Origin of the sequence: Paractinoplanes brasiliensis, assembly GCF_004362215.1 — a bacterium.
Lineage (GTDB): Bacteria > Actinomycetota > Actinomycetes > Mycobacteriales > Micromonosporaceae > Actinoplanes > Actinoplanes brasiliensis.
In genome coordinates this window covers 6,040,492-6,058,881 of sequence record NZ_SNWR01000001.1, presented here as the reverse complement: position 1 = coordinate 6,058,881, position 18,390 = coordinate 6,040,492, and the positions used below count along the sequence as shown (strand labels likewise).

At 63.4% G+C, this 18,390-nt stretch carries 9 protein-coding genes and 1 tRNA gene; 4 read left to right on the top strand and 6 right to left on the bottom strand.

Annotation, left to right across the window (positions count from 1 at the left end; all coding sequences use genetic code 11):
• Positions 1-6: 6 nt before the first annotated feature.
• Positions 7-1,320, bottom strand: coding sequence for a polymorphic toxin-type HINT domain-containing protein (locus tag C8E87_RS27495; protein WP_133875768.1), 1,314 nt, complete (start codon positions 1,318-1,320; stop codon positions 7-9).
• A 528-nt stretch (positions 1,321-1,848) separates the two neighbouring features.
• Between C8E87_RS27495 and C8E87_RS27490 the strand changes: the two genes are divergently transcribed.
• Positions 1,849-2,949, top strand: coding sequence for an IS630 family transposase (locus tag C8E87_RS27490; protein WP_133875767.1), 1,101 nt, complete (start codon positions 1,849-1,851; stop codon positions 2,947-2,949).
• A 194-nt stretch (positions 2,950-3,143) separates the two neighbouring features.
• Here the strand turns inward: C8E87_RS27490 and C8E87_RS43840 are convergent.
• Both C8E87_RS43840 and C8E87_RS27485 read right to left on the bottom strand, forming a co-directional pair.
• Positions 3,144-3,250 (bottom strand) — tRNA-OTHER (locus C8E87_RS43840).
• A gap of 303 nt (positions 3,251-3,553) precedes the next feature.
• Positions 3,554-4,765, bottom strand: coding sequence for a tyrosine-type recombinase/integrase (locus C8E87_RS27485; protein WP_133875766.1), 1,212 nt, complete (start codon positions 4,763-4,765; stop codon positions 3,554-3,556).
• Between the two features lie 354 nt (positions 4,766-5,119).
• Between C8E87_RS27485 and C8E87_RS27480 the strand changes: the two genes are divergently transcribed.
• Positions 5,120-6,124: a hypothetical protein gene (locus C8E87_RS27480; protein ID WP_133875765.1), complete on the top strand. Its 1,005-nt coding sequence runs from the start codon at positions 5,120-5,122 to the stop codon at positions 6,122-6,124.
• 25 nt (positions 6,125-6,149) lie between these two features.
• On the opposite strand, the gene C8E87_RS27475 is transcribed toward C8E87_RS27480, so the two are convergent.
• Positions 6,150-6,821 carry a hypothetical protein gene (locus C8E87_RS27475; RefSeq protein ID WP_133875764.1) on the bottom strand — a complete coding sequence of 224 codons (672 nt, stop codon included), beginning with the start codon at positions 6,819-6,821 and terminating at the stop codon, positions 6,150-6,152.
• A 65-nt stretch (positions 6,822-6,886) separates the two neighbouring features.
• Between C8E87_RS27475 and C8E87_RS27470 the strand changes: the two genes are divergently transcribed.
• On the top strand, positions 6,887-10,024 hold the full coding sequence (locus C8E87_RS27470; RefSeq protein ID WP_133875763.1) for a tetratricopeptide repeat protein: 3,138 nt from the start codon (positions 6,887-6,889) through the stop codon (positions 10,022-10,024).
• A 52-nt stretch (positions 10,025-10,076) separates the two neighbouring features.
• Here the strand turns inward: C8E87_RS27470 and C8E87_RS27465 are convergent, their stop codons facing one another.
• The gene (locus C8E87_RS27465; protein ID WP_133875762.1) at positions 10,077-16,952 is read right to left on the bottom strand and encodes an ATP-binding protein; all 6,876 of its coding nucleotides are present in this window, start codon (positions 16,950-16,952) and stop codon (positions 10,077-10,079) included.
• Between the two features lie 273 nt (positions 16,953-17,225).
• Between C8E87_RS27465 and C8E87_RS27460 the strand changes: the two genes are divergently transcribed.
• Positions 17,226-17,420 carry a hypothetical protein gene (locus C8E87_RS27460; protein ID WP_133875761.1) on the top strand — a complete coding sequence of 65 codons (195 nt, stop codon included), beginning with the start codon at positions 17,226-17,228 and terminating at the stop codon, positions 17,418-17,420.
• Positions 17,421-17,523: 103 nt separating this feature from the next.
• Here C8E87_RS27460 and C8E87_RS27455 read toward each other — a convergent pair whose 3' ends face one another.
• On the bottom strand, positions 17,524-18,360 hold the full coding sequence (locus tag C8E87_RS27455; RefSeq protein WP_133875760.1) for a hypothetical protein: 837 nt from the start codon (positions 18,358-18,360) through the stop codon (positions 17,524-17,526).
• Positions 18,361-18,390: the final 30 nt, after the last annotated feature.

The window sequence follows — 18,390 nt, the reverse complement described above, 5'->3', positions numbered from 1 at the left end:
TTCACCTCAGCCACAGGTACCGCCGGCATATTTTCCCCCGCCGGGACCACTCCCATAGATCTTGTACATCGTGGGGTTATTAGTGTTGTAGGGAAGTTTCGATTTGCCACCGAATTCGTCGAATACCTCACTTTCGAGCTGGTTAAGGCTCACGCCTTGAGCGGGCAGCCGATATTCGACGTTTGTCACATTATCGCGCGTAAATCCAGCCTTTTTCAAGGTGCCTCTTGGCGAAAAGTGCTGCCGCCAGCGCTCCGCTATGTTCTTACCTTGCCCGACATATTTTTCGCCAGTGTCTAGGGTGATGATGTAGACGCCAGGGGCACTTGGCAACCCGAACGGGTCAGGTCGAGGAGCGTTGTGCACCAGGACCGCTGTGCCGCTGGCTACAACATAGTACGTGTGGATGCCGTCGATTGTCAGTGTGTATGCACTCGCTACGTGACGCGCGTGGTCGGAAAAGGCCGTAACGGCTGTTCCCGATCCGTCTGGGCTGAGCAGTATGTCGCCGCGATCGAGGTCATCTGCACGTTCCCAGCGCTGGTCGGTAACGTTCCAGAAAAGATGATCCTCAGTGGTAGTGATCTTTCTGGAGTCGCCGATGGTAAGAGTGAACAAGTCGTCTGGGTGTACCCAGGTGGCGGTGACCTCGCGAGGGCCCTGTTCGCCTGTTTGCGGGTCAGTGGCGAGGACGAGGTCACCCGCGCGCACGTTCTTGATCAGTTTATGGCTACCGTCCGCCATCAGGACAGGAGTATCGCCAGAGAAGCTTTTGCGTACTCCGCCACCGCGCAGGACGCATCGAGGTTTTCCTGCAACGTATTCGAGCGTTGCGAGGGAGGCGGCTATGACGGAATTTACTACGTCGTGATTACTCCTGTCCGCAGCTGCGATGGCACTTTGGTCGGCGTTGTCCCTGAGGATGTTGTACATAGGGCTGCCGCAGTTGGTGAGCTCCCATTCGCCGGCCATGCAGGCGGACAGCATCGCTCCGGCGTATTGGTAGTCCTCGAGTGTTTGACCAGCGGTTCCTTCACTGAGTTGAGCCACTGCAGCGTTGTAGGATGCGACGTAGGCATCAACGTTGGTGATCTGGGTAGCTTCGATGCAGAAGAAGCCGGAGAAACAGACCAGCCGGGGCTGGCTGTACTCATCTGGGACGACCGTCGCCGTACCCTTGGCCTCGCTGGTGCTGACGTAGGTGTTTTTGCTGACGTGGTTCTTGTGGTTGTATCCATGATTCTTTTTCTTGCCGGTGCCTTTCTTTGCCCGTCCGACGTTGTCGGACCTGATGCGGGAATCGGACAAAGCGATGTACACCGCGAAGAACGCCGGTAAGGGCCGGGTGTGCACCTTCAGGCCGCAGGGCTGACAGTCGCCGTTAAGGGCTCAGCGATGAACTAGTCGGTCGTTTCGGGGTGATTGGGTTGTTTCATGCGGTTTCCAGGACTGATCCAGGATGGACCGTGTAGTTCCAGGACTCGCGGCCAAGCTGGCTCGCACGATCGACTACAGTCGGTCACGCTATTCGACTCGCCGGTCGGCCAGGCCTCACCGGCCGATCCGCGCCGTCTCGATCCCGCCCGGGGCCGGGGCCGTCTTCTGACACCTCAGACCACGGGCCGGGCCGATCTCGGCTTACCGAAGAGCAACCCGACCTCGGCCGCTGCTTCGCCGCGCCGGCTCGAACTAACGACCGGTCGCAGGAAGAGCACTCGGCAGCTCCCTGAGACCGCACGGCTTAGGGCAAGTCCTGTCGGACCTCTGCTACGAGCGCGACGCCCGGACTAAACACCAAAGCTAGTGTGCCGCGCCGTTAATTCGATGAATTAATGTACTGTGGTGTGCATGGCTGGTCGTGGACGTCCGAAGGCGCCGTTGGTGTTGACCGACGAGGAGCGGGCAACGCTGGTGCGGTGGTCGCGTCGGGCGAAGTCGTCGCAGGCCCTCGCCGTGCGGTGCCGGATCGTGTTGGGCTGCGCGCAGGATGAGGGTCTGCGCTCGAATCAGGACGTGGCGGCGCAGTTGGGGATCTGGCCGCAGACGGTGACCAAGTGGCGCAAGCGGTTCCTGGAACGCCGGTTGGACGGGCTGGCTGACGAGCAACGCCCCGGCGCGCCCCGGAAGATCACCGACGAACAGGTCGAAGACGTGATCGTCAAGACGCTGGAAGCCACCCCGGCCAACGCGACGCACTGGTCGCGGGCGTCGATGGCCAAGCAGTCCGGGTTGTCGAAGTCGACGGTCGGGCGGGTGTGGAAGGCGTTCCGGCTCCAGCCGCACCTGGTCGACACGTTCAAACTGTCCAACGATCCGCAGTTCATTGACAAGGTCCGTGACGTGGTCGGTCTGTACCTGGACCCGCCGGAGAAGGCCCTGGTGCTGGCGGTCGACGAGAAGTCGCAGATCCAGGCCCTCGACAGGTCGGCGCCGGTCTTACCGATGATGCCGGGCATGCCCGAACGGCGCACCCACGACTACGTCCGGCACGGCATCACCACGCTGTTCGCCGCCCTGGACGTGGCCACCGGCACGGTGATCGGCTCGATCCACCGCCGGCACCGGGCGATCGAGTTCAAGAAGTTCCTCACCAAACTCGACCACGAAATACCCGCCGACCTCGACGTGCACCTGATCTGCGACAACTACGGCACCCACAAACACCCCACCGTCCGGCAGTGGCTGACCGCGCATCCTCGCTTCCACATGCATTTCACCCCGACCTACTCCAGCTGGCTCAACCAAGTGGAGCGCTGGTTCGGCCTGCTCACCGACCAGAAGATCCGCCGCGGCGCCCACCGATCGATCCCAGCACTGGAGAAAGACATCCGCTCCTGGATCGATCAGTGGAACGCCGACCCCAAACCGTTCACCTGGACCAAAACCGCCGACGAAATCCTCGAACGCCTCGCCTCATATCTTCAACGAATTCCCGGCGCAGGACACTAGTACCTGGTCAGCGTCACACGCTTGGCCCGCGCCACCGCTTCCCGTTAAGCAGGAATCGCCCTGCACTGAAGATAGGGGCGGAAGCGACGACGTCCGGGTCGCCATCGCACCCCAAAATGGTGGGTTTTCGGTGGGCGACCCTGATCCAACAAAAACGGTGACCTGCGTTTCCGCAGGTCACCGCCTATAGTTTGTCGGGCTGACAGGATTTGAACCTGCGACCCCTTGACCCCCAGACATGAAAGGCCCAGCGACGTGCTCACAAACGTTTTACCAGGTCACCAAAAAGCATACCAGCCCGAGTAAAGGTGTCGCCACCAACCACCTCCCGCTGATCCCATCACAACCACCCTACCTGCGGTTTCGTCGCCCGGGTTCCCTCAGACGAGTTCTCTCGGGCGTCCGACATGGGTTCCAGCGACACCGCGGCAGCCGATTCGGGATAACGAGCGGCGTGCTAACCCGAGATCGAAGCGATCCCTTGACTCGCCATACGCACCCGCCGGTCTGGTTCAACCCTATTCTGCCGATTCTCGCCGAGTCCTCAACAAATAGTCGACCATTCTCCGCAGCTTCTTTACTGAAGCGGGAAAGCTGGCATCTTTTATCGCATCGGCGATCGCTTGGACTCTGATAGCCGCTTTTCATGCCTCCGGGTACGTGTGGCTTGGCAGGCCCTACGGACCTCAGGGACGACGGCCGGCGATGCCTGGTCCGGCCGATTCCGCGGCGACCCTGTCTGGCCTTCGGGCAACGTCATCAATTCCGCTATCCGATCCGTGGCCTGCAGGCGCCTGGCCGCGTTAACCCTCGTGTAGTAACGCATCAACGTGGCCGGATCATGACCGAGCCGCTCCGCGACCTCATGAACGCCATAGCCCGCGTCGAGCAGACTCGACGCGATCAAATGCCGAATCTGATGCGGGCCGATCGGCCGGACCTGCGCCGCGACGGCCAGCTGGTTGAACCGGTCGGTCAGATTGTCCGGCCGCATCGGCCGGCCCGTGCGGCCGGTGAATAGGTACCGCGACATTGGCCCCGTCGCGGCCGTCGTCAGCAGGTCGAGGGTGAGCGGGTCGAGCACCAGCGTGCGCACCCCGTTATGCGACTTCGGCGGCTTCACCCGAAGCCGGCTCCCCGGGTCCTCAACCACCAGTTGCCGACGCACCGTCAACGTGCCCTGGATCGGTTCCAGGTCATCGCATCGCAGACCGCACAGCTCCCCTCGCCGCAAGCCAGACACCAGCAGCAGCCGCCACATCGGATACAGACGATCTCCAGCCACAAAGTCGCCGAACCGCTGCGCTTCGGCCAGCGACCACACCGGCCGCTCATCGTCGCTCTCACGCGGCTTCCGCACCCCGAGGGTCCGGCCAGTCTGCTCGACGAACGCCTTCGCCAGCACCAGATTCAACGTTCGCAGGGTGGTGCGGGAGTAGCCACAGCCTTCCAGCTCGCGATAGGCACGCTCGACCATCCGTGCGCTGAGCCGGGAAGCCCGCACGTTGCCCACATGCGGGTAGATCAGGTCGAACAACCACCGGTACTGATACACCGTGTTGGGCTCGAGCTCCTGCTCCCTGGCCAGCACCCAGCCCTCGCAGATGCTCTGCACGCTGTCACTCAGCCGCGGTTTCGGATGCAGCGCGTCCCGCTGCCGGCACAGCCGGCCGTACTCGGTCTGCGCCGCCTTCGGCGTGGCGAAGCCGGACCGCCGCGCCTGCATCCGGCTCCCGCCGTGGTCACGGCCCATCTCCAGCCGGAACCCGAACAACCCGGTCACCGGATCCTGAACGATCGCATCGGTATCGGACATTGTCCGCACCTCCGCTCCTGTCATGGCTCCCAGATGAGAGGAACCTTCACCTTGACCAACGAGCCGACCGGGGAGAGGCAACCCGCACGCGTCGATATCACTCGATCAGGAAGCGACGGAGCGCGAGCGGACAGGGGCACTCGAGGATCGGCCGGTGCAGGTCTCGGCCCAAACGAAGACTTACCCGGGTTCGACGCGGTCCGCATCGCCCCTGCTCGGGCGGCAATGAGGCCCAGCCGACTCCATTTCACTGACAGCGATGTCCCGCTATAGCCGTTATGCGAGTTCGAGTGGATGGCACAATTGGCACAGCTTTCGTGGATGGCATTGTGCCAACTGTGCCATCGTCGGCTCATGACCCCGATACCGCTGTCCCAATGGGCCGACCGCAACGGCATCCCCCGGCGCACCGCCTACAACTGGGCGAAGTCCGGCAAACTCAACGTCCCGATCCACCGCACCCTCACCGGCCGCCTAGTCGTACTCGACGACTCCGACCAGGACACCCGAGACTCGCACCCCTTCACCACCGCGTACGCCGAAGCACTAAGCCTCCCCGTCGGACTTCACGCCGACGACTTCCACCACTCCCCCGTCCTCGAGGCCTGGGGCATCGACCTGTACGACGCGGTCGCCGACGGCCTTCGGCCGCTGGTCCTGCAGCTGGCCGTACCGGCCGCCAGTTCCCGGGTCAAACGCGACGCCTGGTGGCGGCTAGCCGACTGGCTCGGCCGCGTCGAACTGGCCGACTGGTTCACCTCCACCGGATTCCCGCAGATCGCCGCCCTGTTCACCGACCGCACACCGATCACCGACAGAGACAGCTACTTCGACTGGTGGCCCTGCGGGGTCGGCTCCTTCGAGTTCTGGCGCGACTTCGACGACCACGTCACCGCCGCGGTCAAGGCCGCCGGCTTGGGCGTCCCGGACGACAACGGCGCCGCGGCCAGCCTGGCCGAGAACGCCCTCGCCGACAACGCCCCGATCGCCGGCCGCAGGGACAGCCTGCGAAACCGGCTCGACAGACTCGCCACCGTCGAACTACCCGGCACACCCGCGCCCGAGGCGCCGGACCGCAGCGACCTCTGGAGTCTCCGGTCGATGTACGCCGAACCACTCTGGGCGCTCGCCCGCCCCCACGCCCGCCGCACCGCCGAAGAAATCTGCGCACTGATCGGCTGGGACCCGCTAAGCCCCGCCCCGCCGGCCGGGCACCCGCTGCACGAGGTCGGCTACCCCGCCTGCCTGCACGCCTCGGAGACAGCACTCGTGCCGTACGTCCACGACGCCCACATCCGCGAGATCGACGCCTTCCGGCGCATCGCCCTCGGCAAACCGTTCGGAAAGCCCACGGCCTAACGGTTCGCCGTCCACTACGCGATCTTCAGTTCTGCACGTAGGTGACGGCTCCAGTCAGCAACTCTCCACCCGCGAGCGCTGCTTGCAGTTCCGCGTCGCGCGCCCGGTCGTCATACTCGGCGGCAGTCACGCCGTACGGGGTCCGAACACCGAGCTGACCGCCGTACAGGACTAGGACGGTTCCGGATGTTTCCGCGGCGGCGCGCCATTGCGGATCGATAGCATGCCGAAATCGGGCCAGCACGGTTCCCGTCGGATCTACTAGTTCGCAGCGAGGTCCGTCATGGAATTCCCAGTTGGCAGCAGCGGGTGGCGTCTCTCCTACTTGAGCCTGTGCAAGCCCGAGCTTGCCGGCGATCGCCGTGGAGAGGGGGTACACGAGATCGTCGAACTGCAGCAGTCGGTAGTTGACGGGTTCGACCAAGGCCACCGGCCACCATTCACCGGGTTCAGTCTCTCTGCCATCACCCTTTGCCTCGCGTCGGTGGGTCAGGGTCGCCAACGTCGGGTCCCTGGTCAGCAGGAGCCTGCCATGGGCAACGGTGTCAGCAGTGGCTCGCCGAATCTCCTCGGCCAAGTCCACCGAGGTAGCCGTGGCCCGATCCGAGACGACGTGGCGTGGATCGGTCGGTGTACGGATCGTGGTCGGCACCAGGGCGCGTCGCTTCTTGGCGGGTCGTTTCCTGCTCTTGGGCACGTGATCTGTTCACCTCAGCCGGCCGTGCGGGCTCCGATGTCGGTCAATGTACCTATCATGCCTCTGTGAGCGAGATTTCCGGACCGGGTGCCGGCCTGTTCCGCGATGCCCGCAACACTGCGCCACAGACTCGCGGCCGGTTCGAGTACCAGGACGCATGTGTCGCGCTGCGATGCGTCCGCAACCTCGCACCCGCATCACCGGTCGTGGGCGTTGTGGTCGAGTGGACCACCGACTACGTACTGCTGACCAGTGACGGATCTTGGGAACTGGTTTCGGTCAAGCACCGCGATCCCGGCCAGAATTCCTGGAGCTACGCCGACCTGAAGAAAGAGAACGTCTTTCGCGACTTGCACGTCGTCTGGAATGCGATGGCCGAGTCTGGGGACTACGTGTTTGAGTCGAACTGCGGGTTCAGCCAAACCGCGCGGCCGTACGTCATCGACGCGACCCACCCCGAGGCTGCTCATCGGGATGTAGAGAAGCTGGCCCGGGATCTAGAAATCGACGTCGATGAGGCCGACCGCTTCCTTGATCACCTTCGGCTTCGCCGGGACCCGTTGCCAGATCGAAGCACTATCGAAGCGGTCGCGATTCTCGAACTCCAAGCGATTATGGCCGATCTCGGTCTGGATCCTATGCGCGCGGAGGATGCGTTCCACGCGATTGCCGGGCGGATTGCAGCAGCATCGACACAGCGCCCGGAGTCCGCCGCGACTCGGGTCGAGCGCATGGTAGGTCTGATGCGCGATGTGGCCGCTCGGGCTGGGCCACGTCTTGACCAGCACTATGTGGCGATCGAAGAGCTCCGTCGGCTGGTCACGAAGATCGGCACGACTGTGGCACGGTTGGTCGCGCCGACCGCGGACCCGCTCTTTGTGGGCCGAAAGCCTGAGATGACGCTATTGGACACGTTCCTGGACCTTGGCGGCGACCACGAGGTCGCGCCTGTTGTGCTGTCGGGGTTGCCGGGCATTGGAAAGTCCGCCCTTGCCCGCCAGTACGCCGCCGATCGAGCCGCAATAGGCAGGTCGCGGCTGGTGCCGGCCGACTCCCGTGCCGCTCTGGCGAGGGGACTGCGTGACCTTGTCCCGAGCGCTCCTCGGATACCCGAGGCCGAGGCCATCCTTGGGCCACCTCCAGCGGGTCAGGTGCTCATTCTGCCCGAAGATCCACAGCTGCTCCTGATCATCGATGGGGTTACCGATCCTGCCATCACGGAAGGGTTGATACCCCGGCGGTCGCGCACGCGGTTCATCGTCACCGCCACGCCAACCCACCTCGATGACGCATTCGTCCACCTGCCAGTCGACCGGCTGGGAACAGACGACAGCGTTGCCTACCTGCACTCGATCCTGACCCGGGAGAGCCCCGATACCCTGACCCGCGTAGCCGAAGCGCTCGGCGGTCACCCCCTTGGCCTGGTGCAGGCGGCCAGTTACTGCCGCAACCAGCGAATCTCGGCATCTGGTTACCTGGACAGAATGTGTGCCGCCCCTGCACCGCTGCTTGACCGAGGCCGGGCATCGGACCACTCAACGACCACCGCTGTGGCCATCCGCGAGTCATACCGGGCCGCCGTCGAGGCTGAGCCCGCGGCTATTCCGCTTGCGGCAGTGATGGCCTGCGCCGCCCCTGAGCCCCTGCCAGAGAGCGTCTTCGAACAGCAGGTGCTCGTCCGGTCCGAGGATGGTGAACCGTCCTCGGCAGAAATCGCACTCATTGGCCTCACTGACGTCCTGGTCCGAGACCAAGCGATCGCCGCCCTACACCAGTTCAGCTTGGTAGTACGGGACAACGAGGCCTTGACCGTCCATCCGCTCGTCCAGACGATCGTCAAGGACGAGATCCCCGCCGAGGAGCGAGCCGCGTGGGGCCGGGCGTGCCTTGTGTTGCTCCTACACGGTGCACGAACTGACCAGGACGAAGCCCTGACCGCCAGCCGGTCAGCTGTCTTCGGTGCTCACATCGCCGCAGCCGTCGAATACGCCACCGCCACGGAATCAGATCCATACATACTCGCCGCCGCGTTGAGCTGGCTAGGCCTGTGGCAGCTGCATACCGGCGATCTAAACGTTGCCATCGCCTACCTGACACGCTGCGTCCGACTCGGCCAAAGTATTGCCCTGGGTGCCGACACCCTGAGCGCCGCGCTCCGCCATCTGGCGACCGCCCAGCGCTCGGCCGGCCTTGTGGATGAAGCCTTAGCCACAATCGACACATGGACACGGCTTTACACCACTAATTCCGCCGGCCAGCGCAACGCGCTGCTCTCCCGAGCCCAGACCTACGCATACGCCGCACGTTATCCCGAGGCACGGGCGGCTTTCGAGGCGGTCGCGCAAGCGGATGCTGAGCAGGACCTCGGGCTCCGCGATCGGATCCTCAGATTGTCGCTGCTCGCCGACATCAACCACGGACTCGGTTTCAACAGCGAGGCCCTTGCAGGGGTAATCGCAGCACTGGAACTGACACCCAATGTCCCCGACGAGGACCAGCGACGCGACCATTTCGCCGCCCTGCACAAGCAGGCCGGAATCATCCTGCGTGAATCGGGGCGCCTGGAAGAGGCGCTTCCCCACCTGCGCGCCGCCTATGAGGCGATCCAAGGAATGCACGGGGTCTACACCACGGAAACCATCCTTGCTCTGGTGAACGCGCTGCTCGACCTCGGCCATCCAGACGAGGCGCGGGCACTCATCGACCGCGGCTCAGACCTCGCATCACCGCGAGGCGACAAGTCGCCAGCACGTGGCAGCTTCCTGCAAGTACGCGGTCGATTGGCCCTAGAAGCCGGCAATCTCACGCAAGCGCAGATGGACCTGGAAGCCGCCGTCGCTATCCTCCGCTCCAGCGGTGATCCCTACCGTGTAAACCTCGCCAGCGGCTACTTCAACCTCGGCATGGTGCACCTGACCGAGCACCGGTTCGGTCAGGCCGCCTCCTACCTGAGCCTCGCTCGCGAGCTCGAGATCGAGGTCTATGGGCCAGATAGTAACGACCTGCTAGTCGTCGACTTCCAACTCGCCCAAGCCTATCTCGCGGCAAAAGATCATCGTGCGGCCTTCGAAGCGATAACCCGCTGCCTCGGCCTTCTCCGCGCTGGGCACGCTCAGTCACGCCGCCTACGCACCCAGGTGTTAGCCATTGCGGTCACCATCGACATCGAACTTGATGCAAGAACCCCACCGAGCACCAAGTAGCTCCGGCTGACGTTTCGCGCAGTAGCGCTCAGCAGTGGGCCCTGAATGCCGCTCAGGGAGTCACCGAAGCCGTGGCGACGCGAGGTTCTCCTTGCGGCGAATCGTCATTCGCATCGGTGGTATAGCGAACTAGCTCGTGGACCCGGACCAATGGGGCGAAGCCCTCCAGCGCCGTCTTGCCTTTGGCCGTCAGTATGACAGCGCTGCCTTCGCCGATGGTTCCTTCGTGGCCATAGCTGGTGTTGAGTGTCGATCGTCGCCACAGGACGGTTGCCGCGGTGATGGCTCCGTCGGAGTCTTGCCAGCAGAGGGGCTGTTGGGGGTGAGGTCGCCAGCCGTTCGCGAGAGCGATGCCGGGATTGAGGCAGACCCAGGTGGCGGCGTTATTGTGCAGAATGGTGGACGTCGTCCAAACCAGTAGAGGATCTCCGACCAGGCTAACCATTGACGTGGGACTGCCAGCGGTAGAATGCGCGTCCGCGCCGTCCGCAAGTCGCCAATCCTTCACGTGGTGCATTTCTACCGTCGGCGCCACCTCGGGAAGTAGAACAAGATCAGAGTTCGAGCGAGGTGAGGTTCCTTCGTAGCGACCGAGCGTGGTTGACAGAAGGTACCGCTCTCTCCGGTCGCCGCGCTGGCCCGCGACGAAGCGGTAGTCGGCTCCGATGATGGTGGCGCCCGATTCGATGTAGACGCTCGCCTCGATATTGAGAAGGCTGGAGTTCAGAATGAGTGGGTCGACGGGGCTGCCGCCCTGGCCTTCGGCCTCAACTTCGGCCAGACGGGCTGTGTAATGCTCGAGCCGAGTTTCGGTGTCGGCGAGCCATTCTTCCTCGCGGGGCCAGTCATCGACGCGGGGAATAGGTACCCAGGGCGGTGTGGCGACGAATGGTTGGGACACCAGATCGATGTCAGACAGGTGCAGAAAAGCCGCCACTTCGGAGTCGTTTGGATTGAAGCATTGCGCCGCGATCAACTCGGCTACGATCCGGCCGAAGGCTGCGCGTACCGCCTGTGCCCGAGGCGGCACCACCATTCCCCGGAATGATGCTCCCTTGGCAGCTTGTTGGAGCGCCTGTTCGTCGGGTAGGTGCTGCATCGCTTGACTGGCCAGACTAGCGAGTCTGCGAAGCAGAATCGCAGAATCCACACCTGCATGATCAGCCAATTTGAGGGCCCTAGTTGCATACGGACCGAACTCGTAGACGAGGCTGCGCGGTGGTCGGGAGGTTCGCGGAACGGCCAATTGGTAGACCGCTGGAAGCGGCGTCGCCGGCATTCCGACGTCGTCCTGGACGAGGGATGCCTGTCGCAAGCAGTCCTCGACGATCCACGACGGGTTCCGAGGCGCCAGCGCGGGCAGCGTCGCGCGGTCGCGGCGGCCGGCTGCTGCGACCGCGCGTGCGGCCATTTCGCGTACGGGGTCGCCAGCTACTGCGGCATCGTCTTGCCTGTCTTCTTCTGCGCTCAGGGCGATAGGCCGCGTGGTATTGGTGATTGCTGTCTCGGGCATCAATGTAGAAGAGGCGAGCTGTGGCCGAGGACTTGGGCTTGCCAGTAGCAAAGCAGCCCGCATTCCGGCGTTTTCGGCCAAGAAGCCCGTCTGCGTGAGTGCCCAGGAGAGGGCTGCGCATGCCCCTTCGCGAACGGTCCACGCGGGGTGGTCCAAGTCGAGATAGATCAGGTCGAGCAGCGCTCGGCGGATGGAACTTGAGGGCGTTTCCTGACCATCGTCAAACGTCGAACGCTGTGACGCCGAGTAGGGCGTATTCTTGGTCTCTCGGGAAGAGCGTTGCCCGGCCCACCAGCCAGCATGGACCGGTCCGTCGAGCAGGGGATTATAAGCCGTCACGATGCCGGCGCCCATGGCGATGAGTTGTTGACGCACCTGAGCCCAGACAGTTTCTGCGGGAATGCTTGGGGCTATGACGGTGAGGATCTCGTCCAGTTGCAACATCAGGTTGCCCGGCCAATAGTCAGCTGACACGAGCAGCTGGACGAGATCCTGCATTGCCTCATCGCGGGTATTCTGACCCTCGCAGGCCGCAAGGACGCTCCAGGCTTTCCTGCGGACGCCGTCTCGGTGATGGCGGTCCCACCAGGCCAGTTCTGTTTTGTCAAGGGCAGCGCGGGCGATGATCGCCGCCCCGTCCTGATCTCCGTTTGCCAGCATCTGATCTGCCACGGCCACGAGAAGATTCGCCTCATCGTAGACACCGCTGAAAGCTCGGACGAGTTGTTCAAGCTGTCTGCCGTCTGCCGTGCGGATGACACGGCGAAGCACGGGCGTCCATGAGAAGGTTCCAGGGTCGGCTTGCAAGGACCGCCATGCCAGAGCGGAGTCGAGATCAGAGATTTCCTCTGCGACGGAGTCCGATGTTCGCGCTGATCCGTCGAGGTGGTTAAAGCGCCCGTAGTCGCTCACGCCCCAGTCTCGGGATGCGGGATACGGCCGCTGAGGCTTCCGGCTGCCTTTCTCGTCTACCTCGTCTTGCTGGCTAGAGGGAGTCGCAGGTAGCACGAGTAGGTCGCGCCAGTGCTGCCGAACTCCTGCGGGGACGTGTACGTCGACTGCGCGGGAGAGCTGTGCGGTCATTGCGGCCGCAACTGTGGACGGCATCTGTTCGACGAGGCTTCGCAACGACTCGAGCGCCGCTGTGGGAACGGTCGGGCATATTGGCCCAAGCAGAGCCGCGACCACAGCACAGATCAATTTGGCTACCTGGACTGCAGCGGAGTCCCGTGGATCGTCGCCCACCGCCTTCAGTAGCTTTGTCGCGAGTCCTGCCACCAATGCGTCGTGGGCGGCAGCGAGCGCCAAAGAGCCTTCTGCCAGTTGCCACGCAGCTAGGCGCACTGCCTGAAGAGGGGCAACTTCGGCGACTGAACGCAGGAGGCACTCGGCGGCAGCTTCAGCACTGCCGTCAGTTGCCTCGGTCAGCGCGGCGATCAACGGCGCGAGTTGCTCGGCCTCGCGCAGCAATTCCTCAGGGTTGCCATGTGTCGCGCGGACAAGCCACTGGATCCAGACTTCGAGTTGAACGTCCTTTCGCCAGTACGGACTGAACGACTCCGGCATGACGCGGCCGAGCAGCTCCTGCCCCACGGTAGTGTCGCCCATTTGCAGGTGTGCTGCGGCTTGTGTGACGAGTAGGTCGAGACGCTCGTATGCGCCGGCCGCTTGCTCAATCTCACGATCGACGCCGGCGACCGCATCCGCGAGCCATTCGACTCGCACACCCAGTTTTAGGATGTGAAGGCCCAGCATCTGCCGCTGACGGGCACCAAAGTCGTCGTCTGGGCTGCTACCTGGCACGTCACCCCACATTAGCGAACCTTGATCCCACTCGACGACCGCCGCCCCGACATAGCGAAGAAGTTCCTGCGAGTGGCTGGCAGCCACGTCTGCGAGGATGCGAAGGAGAGCACTGTTCGTCCCGGCGGTCCGGTCCCTGACCGAAAGCCCTTCAGGAATTCTGGGAACGCTGCCAATCACACGGGTGGCCAAGCCCCGCATTGTCGGAGCAGATAGATCGCCCAGAACCGCAGCCGCGTTAAGCACTGCGAGATTCGTGATCGTCTTGTTCAGTTGCTCGATGTAGCCGAACATTCTTCGATCGCGATTTGCGGGTGCTCCAGGGTCGGCGCCGGCGCCTGCCGATAGGCCGCTAAGCGCTGGCGCCGCAGCCGTCAGCAGATCGACCGTTATGGCGTCGCCGCTAAGACGGGCCGTCTGACCTGCCGAGACTATGTGATTGGCGCGTTCGATCAACGCCGTGATGAGCACGTCGCTCAGATCGGCCGTAGCCGACAGGTCACTGCTGGTGATTTCCGCAAGGTTGCCCGCTCTGCGAAGCAAGTCGTTGGCAAGGCCGAACGCCGATGCGCTGAGCATTTTTGGGGCCTCAACATCGGACTCAACCGCGCCACCTTCTCCGGCAGCCGGTAGGCCAGGGGACGCCGCACCTATGCTTCTAACCGCGATCTGCAGCGCAAGTCGTATAGCGTCAGTGCGAGTCGCGCGATTCGCACCATCAAGGATTGCCGGTTCGGCGTCGTCCTTTCCTGCCGGAGAAGAGAGACCGCGAAGCGATTCGAATGCTTCTTCCAAGCAACCGGCCTTGACTCGCGCTGCGGCAATTTGAAGACTCGCGTCCGCGACTGCTTGATACGCCGATTCGACGAGGCTGTTCCCGGAATGGCCATCCTCAGATGATATGGCCGCGCGCGTGCTGGGCAGCGCCGCTCGCAAGGTCGCCGTCAGGTCTGCTGCGTTAGCCATTCTTCCGATTCGCAGCAATTCATTGATAGCATATCCGGCGAAATGCACTGCGCGGTCTCCGAGAACATAAGCGTCGAGTGCCGGGTGTTCCAGGTTGCGCGTCCGGCGAGGCACATTGCTCTCAGACATTCGACGCAGGATGGTTTGTATTACGGATAGAGGGCGAAAGCGAGCCGTTCCGGCTGCCCACACCTGCAACGTCTCCCAGTACTCATGGCTTCCGAGCGCATTGAGTTCGCGGATGTCTGCCGCGTCGAACAGCAAGCGAGCCGCTGGATGGCCGAGTTCATCGAGCCGGACAGCAGCCTTGAGCGCGTGTCGGGTGGAAATACGCAGGGCACCGTCGGGAAGCGCATATGCAAGAGCGGCATCCGGATTTTCGGCGTCGATCCACATTCCGGTCAGGTCGACTTCCCCAAGTACCTGCTCTCGGGACTGGAGCTCTGCGTGGATCAGGATGAGTCCGACAAGCGAACTCCCGTCGTTTTCCTGCGCCGCGAGGCGCATGGCGACGTGTATGTCTTCGGTTAGGACGACTGGTGAGGTGCCGGCCAGGAATCGCGAGCGCAGCTGCTGAGGGGTTGCCAGTAAAAGTGCACGTTGGCTCTGGCCGGACTGCGAGGCATGGAAGAACTCCTCGCCCCTCTCTCGTGACCCCTCCTCGGCGGTCGCGCATCTGTCTGCCAGGGCGGCATGGCGTGCAGTGTTTGAGTCGGGATCGGGGTCGCCCAGAACGTCGACGCTGGTCGACTCGATCACGAACTGCCGGAACGAGTCGTGAAAGAACATCCACGACTTGGGACCGAGGATGCGGAACAGGTGTCTGATGCGGCGCAGCCCTCTTAGCGCTGACTGATCGGCCCAGATCTGAACCCATTGCATATTGATAGGAGAACGAAGCCGGGCTAGGTCTCCGAGGAGCTCATACAAGGCGTCGCGGTCCGGCACGTCTGCCAGGTAGGCGGCGTAGTCGTCAGCCACGCTTCCGGAGTATCGAACACATCGGTCCAAGGCTTCATCGACGGCAGCCTCCGGGATCGTCTCGTCGGCGGCGCCTACGGATGAGTCCGCAGCCCCTTGTTCATCTGCGAGGTCGATGAGGGCGTTCGTCACATATGCCAAGGCCAAAGGATGTCCGCCTACGAGCTGCACGACCCGGCCGACCTGACTGTTCGTCAGCATCAGCGCGGGGAACTCCGTACTGAGACGACGGCACGCTCGCTCCACCGCCGTGGATGTCAAACGGTGAATCGTGAGGTCGATCGTGCGGCTGATGCCCTCCACGAGAAGTTCCCTCGCGTGATTTGCAATGCGGGCATTCACTGGGGCAAGACTTTGGGAACCGAGCAGGATGATCACGCCGCCCGGGACTGAGGCCGGCTCCGGCAGTTCTGCGATCAGTGGATCGGTAACCCCAGAACGGGCGACGTGGTCCAGACCGTCGACTATCAGAAACGTACGACGGCCGGTGTCGAGAAAATCTTTACCAGCAGCGGTCAGCAGGTCCCGAAACCTCAGACGTAGCTCCGGCACGTCACGCTCGGGCAAACTGTCTCGAACGTGCAGCTGCGACCTTTCTAGCTGGACGACAACGTCGTGAAGAAAGTCGGTAGCCGATGCACGACCGGCTGCGGCCGCGTCGCCAGGGAGGAAAGCCAGGTAGGTGATTACACGATCGGCGAGTGCCGGTGTGGCATGGGCGATCAGGGTCGACTTTCCGCTTCCTGGCGGGCCCAGCACGCAGAGATATCCACGTTGGGCTGAATCAAGCATCGCGGTGAGCGACTCTTCGGCACTGACCAGGGGTGTGTATCGGTCAAGCTCGACAGGAAACCTGTGAACGTGCCGAGACCTGCCTCGATAGCCGAATCCGGCCAGCGCAGCCACATCGACAGGGCTGAGGACAACGGCCCGGCCTGGGTCGCTGTCCTGAACGCGTCGGTACAGCACCGCCGCCAGATGAGCGACATCATCCAGGCGTTGGTCAGCCGGCAGCCGATCCGGACGGGCTGGCATGGCAGCGGCGGTTCCGGCATCGATGTGCAACGACGCCAGGAACGGTTCGATCTCGTCGTGTTGCATCCCCGTCTGCTGGCGAATCCACTCCAGGACAGGCTTCCACCGCTGGTCCGTCTCGCGGACGCTCACTCCGGAGAGGATCGGCTGCAAGACCGAGGCGGCAAACGCGGCAGTGTGCTGTGGAGCAGGTGCGCTGGTCTCGGTTGCCGCGGTCGATTTCAATGCCGCCGCGTACGGACGATCATGTCGGGAGAGCGCTTCCGGCGACACGAGATGGACGACCACCTTGTGACCGCGGTAGCGGGCGCTCAGCTTCCGCCAGCCGTCAAGAAGATCGACCAAAAGCGACGGCTTCGGCTTCCCACCCTTGGTCTTGCGCCCGGCGAGCAGGGAGCCCAGGGTCAGATTCCCGCTGGCGGACTTGTACTGATATCCGTGGACCTCTGGCGCAATGCCCGGCTGGACAATGACGCAGTCGTCGACCGCCCCAGCTTCAGGGTCGACAAGCCGCAGCTCAAACTCGAGGCCCTCTCGATACAGGTCATAGGCTACGGCGGCCACATGATCATATTGATACCCGTATCCACGGATGGCCTCCTGCTCACCGCTCGCGTTCGCGCCTTCCAATCGCCCTCACTCAAAGCCCATGCTGGGGATTCAGCACTTCAGTATGCAACATTCAAATCGCTCGCAGGCCGCGGACCACCCCGCCCTCGATCAGATCGTTCGAAGCATTGCGAATTCCGATCACGCGCACAAGTTGGTCCGCTAATGAACGTTTTTCAACGTGGCCAGGGCAGCACCACCCGGCGCCGGTCGACGGCGCGCAACCTCTGGCCCGCCGCCAGGTTGAAAAGGTTCAATGCCTGTCCCCACCGCGATCGCCGCCGACCTCATCGCTTGCCGGAGATCCACGCCCTCGACGGCGGACTGTCCACCGCCGAACCGAAACGGCTGCGCTACCACCTGTTGCACACCGCCCGCCTGACGACAGCCAACGTCGCCGCGGCTACGCATTCCCGCGAACGTGCCCTGGGCGTACCAACTCTCTACTGCGTTAACCCGGATCACGGCACCAAGCTGACCTCGGCATAGCCTCTACACCAAACGACCGGAGAACCGCGGAAGACCACGTCCAGCACCGGGGCAGGCGGTCTCTCACCATGGTCAGACCACGCCAGCGATCGTCAGCAAGCGATCAAGGCGTCTGGGCCGGCAAAGCACGGCCGCCACGCGAGTCATCGAAGCTGGGCACCGGGCGTCTCCCTTTTAGGCCGATCTGCTTGCGGAGGAGCGCCTTCACGTTCTCGTAAGCCTCGTCGATTTCGCTTTCCGGGAAGAACTCGATCTCGTCCTGGTTGAAGTCCCGGCGCAGGATCGCCAGGGCCGGGAACTCCTGGCCGTCGCTCAGGAGACGCCCGACGCCCATCGGCTGCGCCAGCGGCGTCGGCAAGGTCGGCAGGTTCCGCTGCCGCGAGTCCTTGGCGGCTTCCTGATAGCGCGCCTCGATGATCATCCCGTCCAGCCGGGCCTGGCGAACCACCCGAAGGTAATGTCGTTCGTATTCCAGTATCAATGGTTTGAGATAGAGGCGCATGCGGTGGATCTGTCGACGCAACTCGGACTGGTGCTGGTAGGCCTCCGGCAGGGCCATGATGCGCCGCAGCAGCGTACGCATCTCACGGCATTTCTCGATCAGATCGGCGTACGTCTCCGCGGTGGCGTCCGAGATCAGCCGCATGGTCGCGCCCTCGACGGCGTCCTGGCCCACCGCCATGTCCTGGAGCATTGTCGTCCACGCCTCACGCTTGGCCCGCGTCACCTCGGCTTGCCGCAGGACGGCGGTGATGAAACCGGTGCCCGCGAGCACGGTGCCGAGCTGAAGCAGCCACTTGGCGATCTCGAACGACGTGCTGGTCGACGACGGCGCGCTGCGCAGAAGGACGATCCCGGCAACTGCCGCGCCAACCGCGAGCAAAAAGAGCGAACCGGCCAGAGCCACCAGTCCGCGAGGCCGCCAGGCGCCGACCCACATGAAATCCTCCCGTCGTTTGGCCGATTCAGT

What these genes read in the sequence shown, in the direction of transcription:
- C8E87_RS27490 (WP_133875767.1), top strand. Translation starts at nt 1,849, where the DNA reads ATGGCTGGTCGTGGACGTCCGAAGGCGCCGTTGGTGTTGACCGACGAG.
- C8E87_RS27480 (WP_133875765.1), top strand. Translation starts at nt 5,120, where the DNA reads ATGACCCCGATACCGCTGTCCCAATGGGCCGACCGCAACGGCATCCCC.
- C8E87_RS27455 (WP_133875760.1), bottom strand. Translation starts at nt 18,360, where the DNA reads ATGTGGGTCGGCGCCTGGCGGCCTCGCGGACTGGTGGCTCTGGCCGGT.
- C8E87_RS27485 (WP_133875766.1), bottom strand. Translation starts at nt 4,765, where the DNA reads ATGTCCGATACCGATGCGATCGTTCAGGATCCGGTGACCGGGTTGTTC.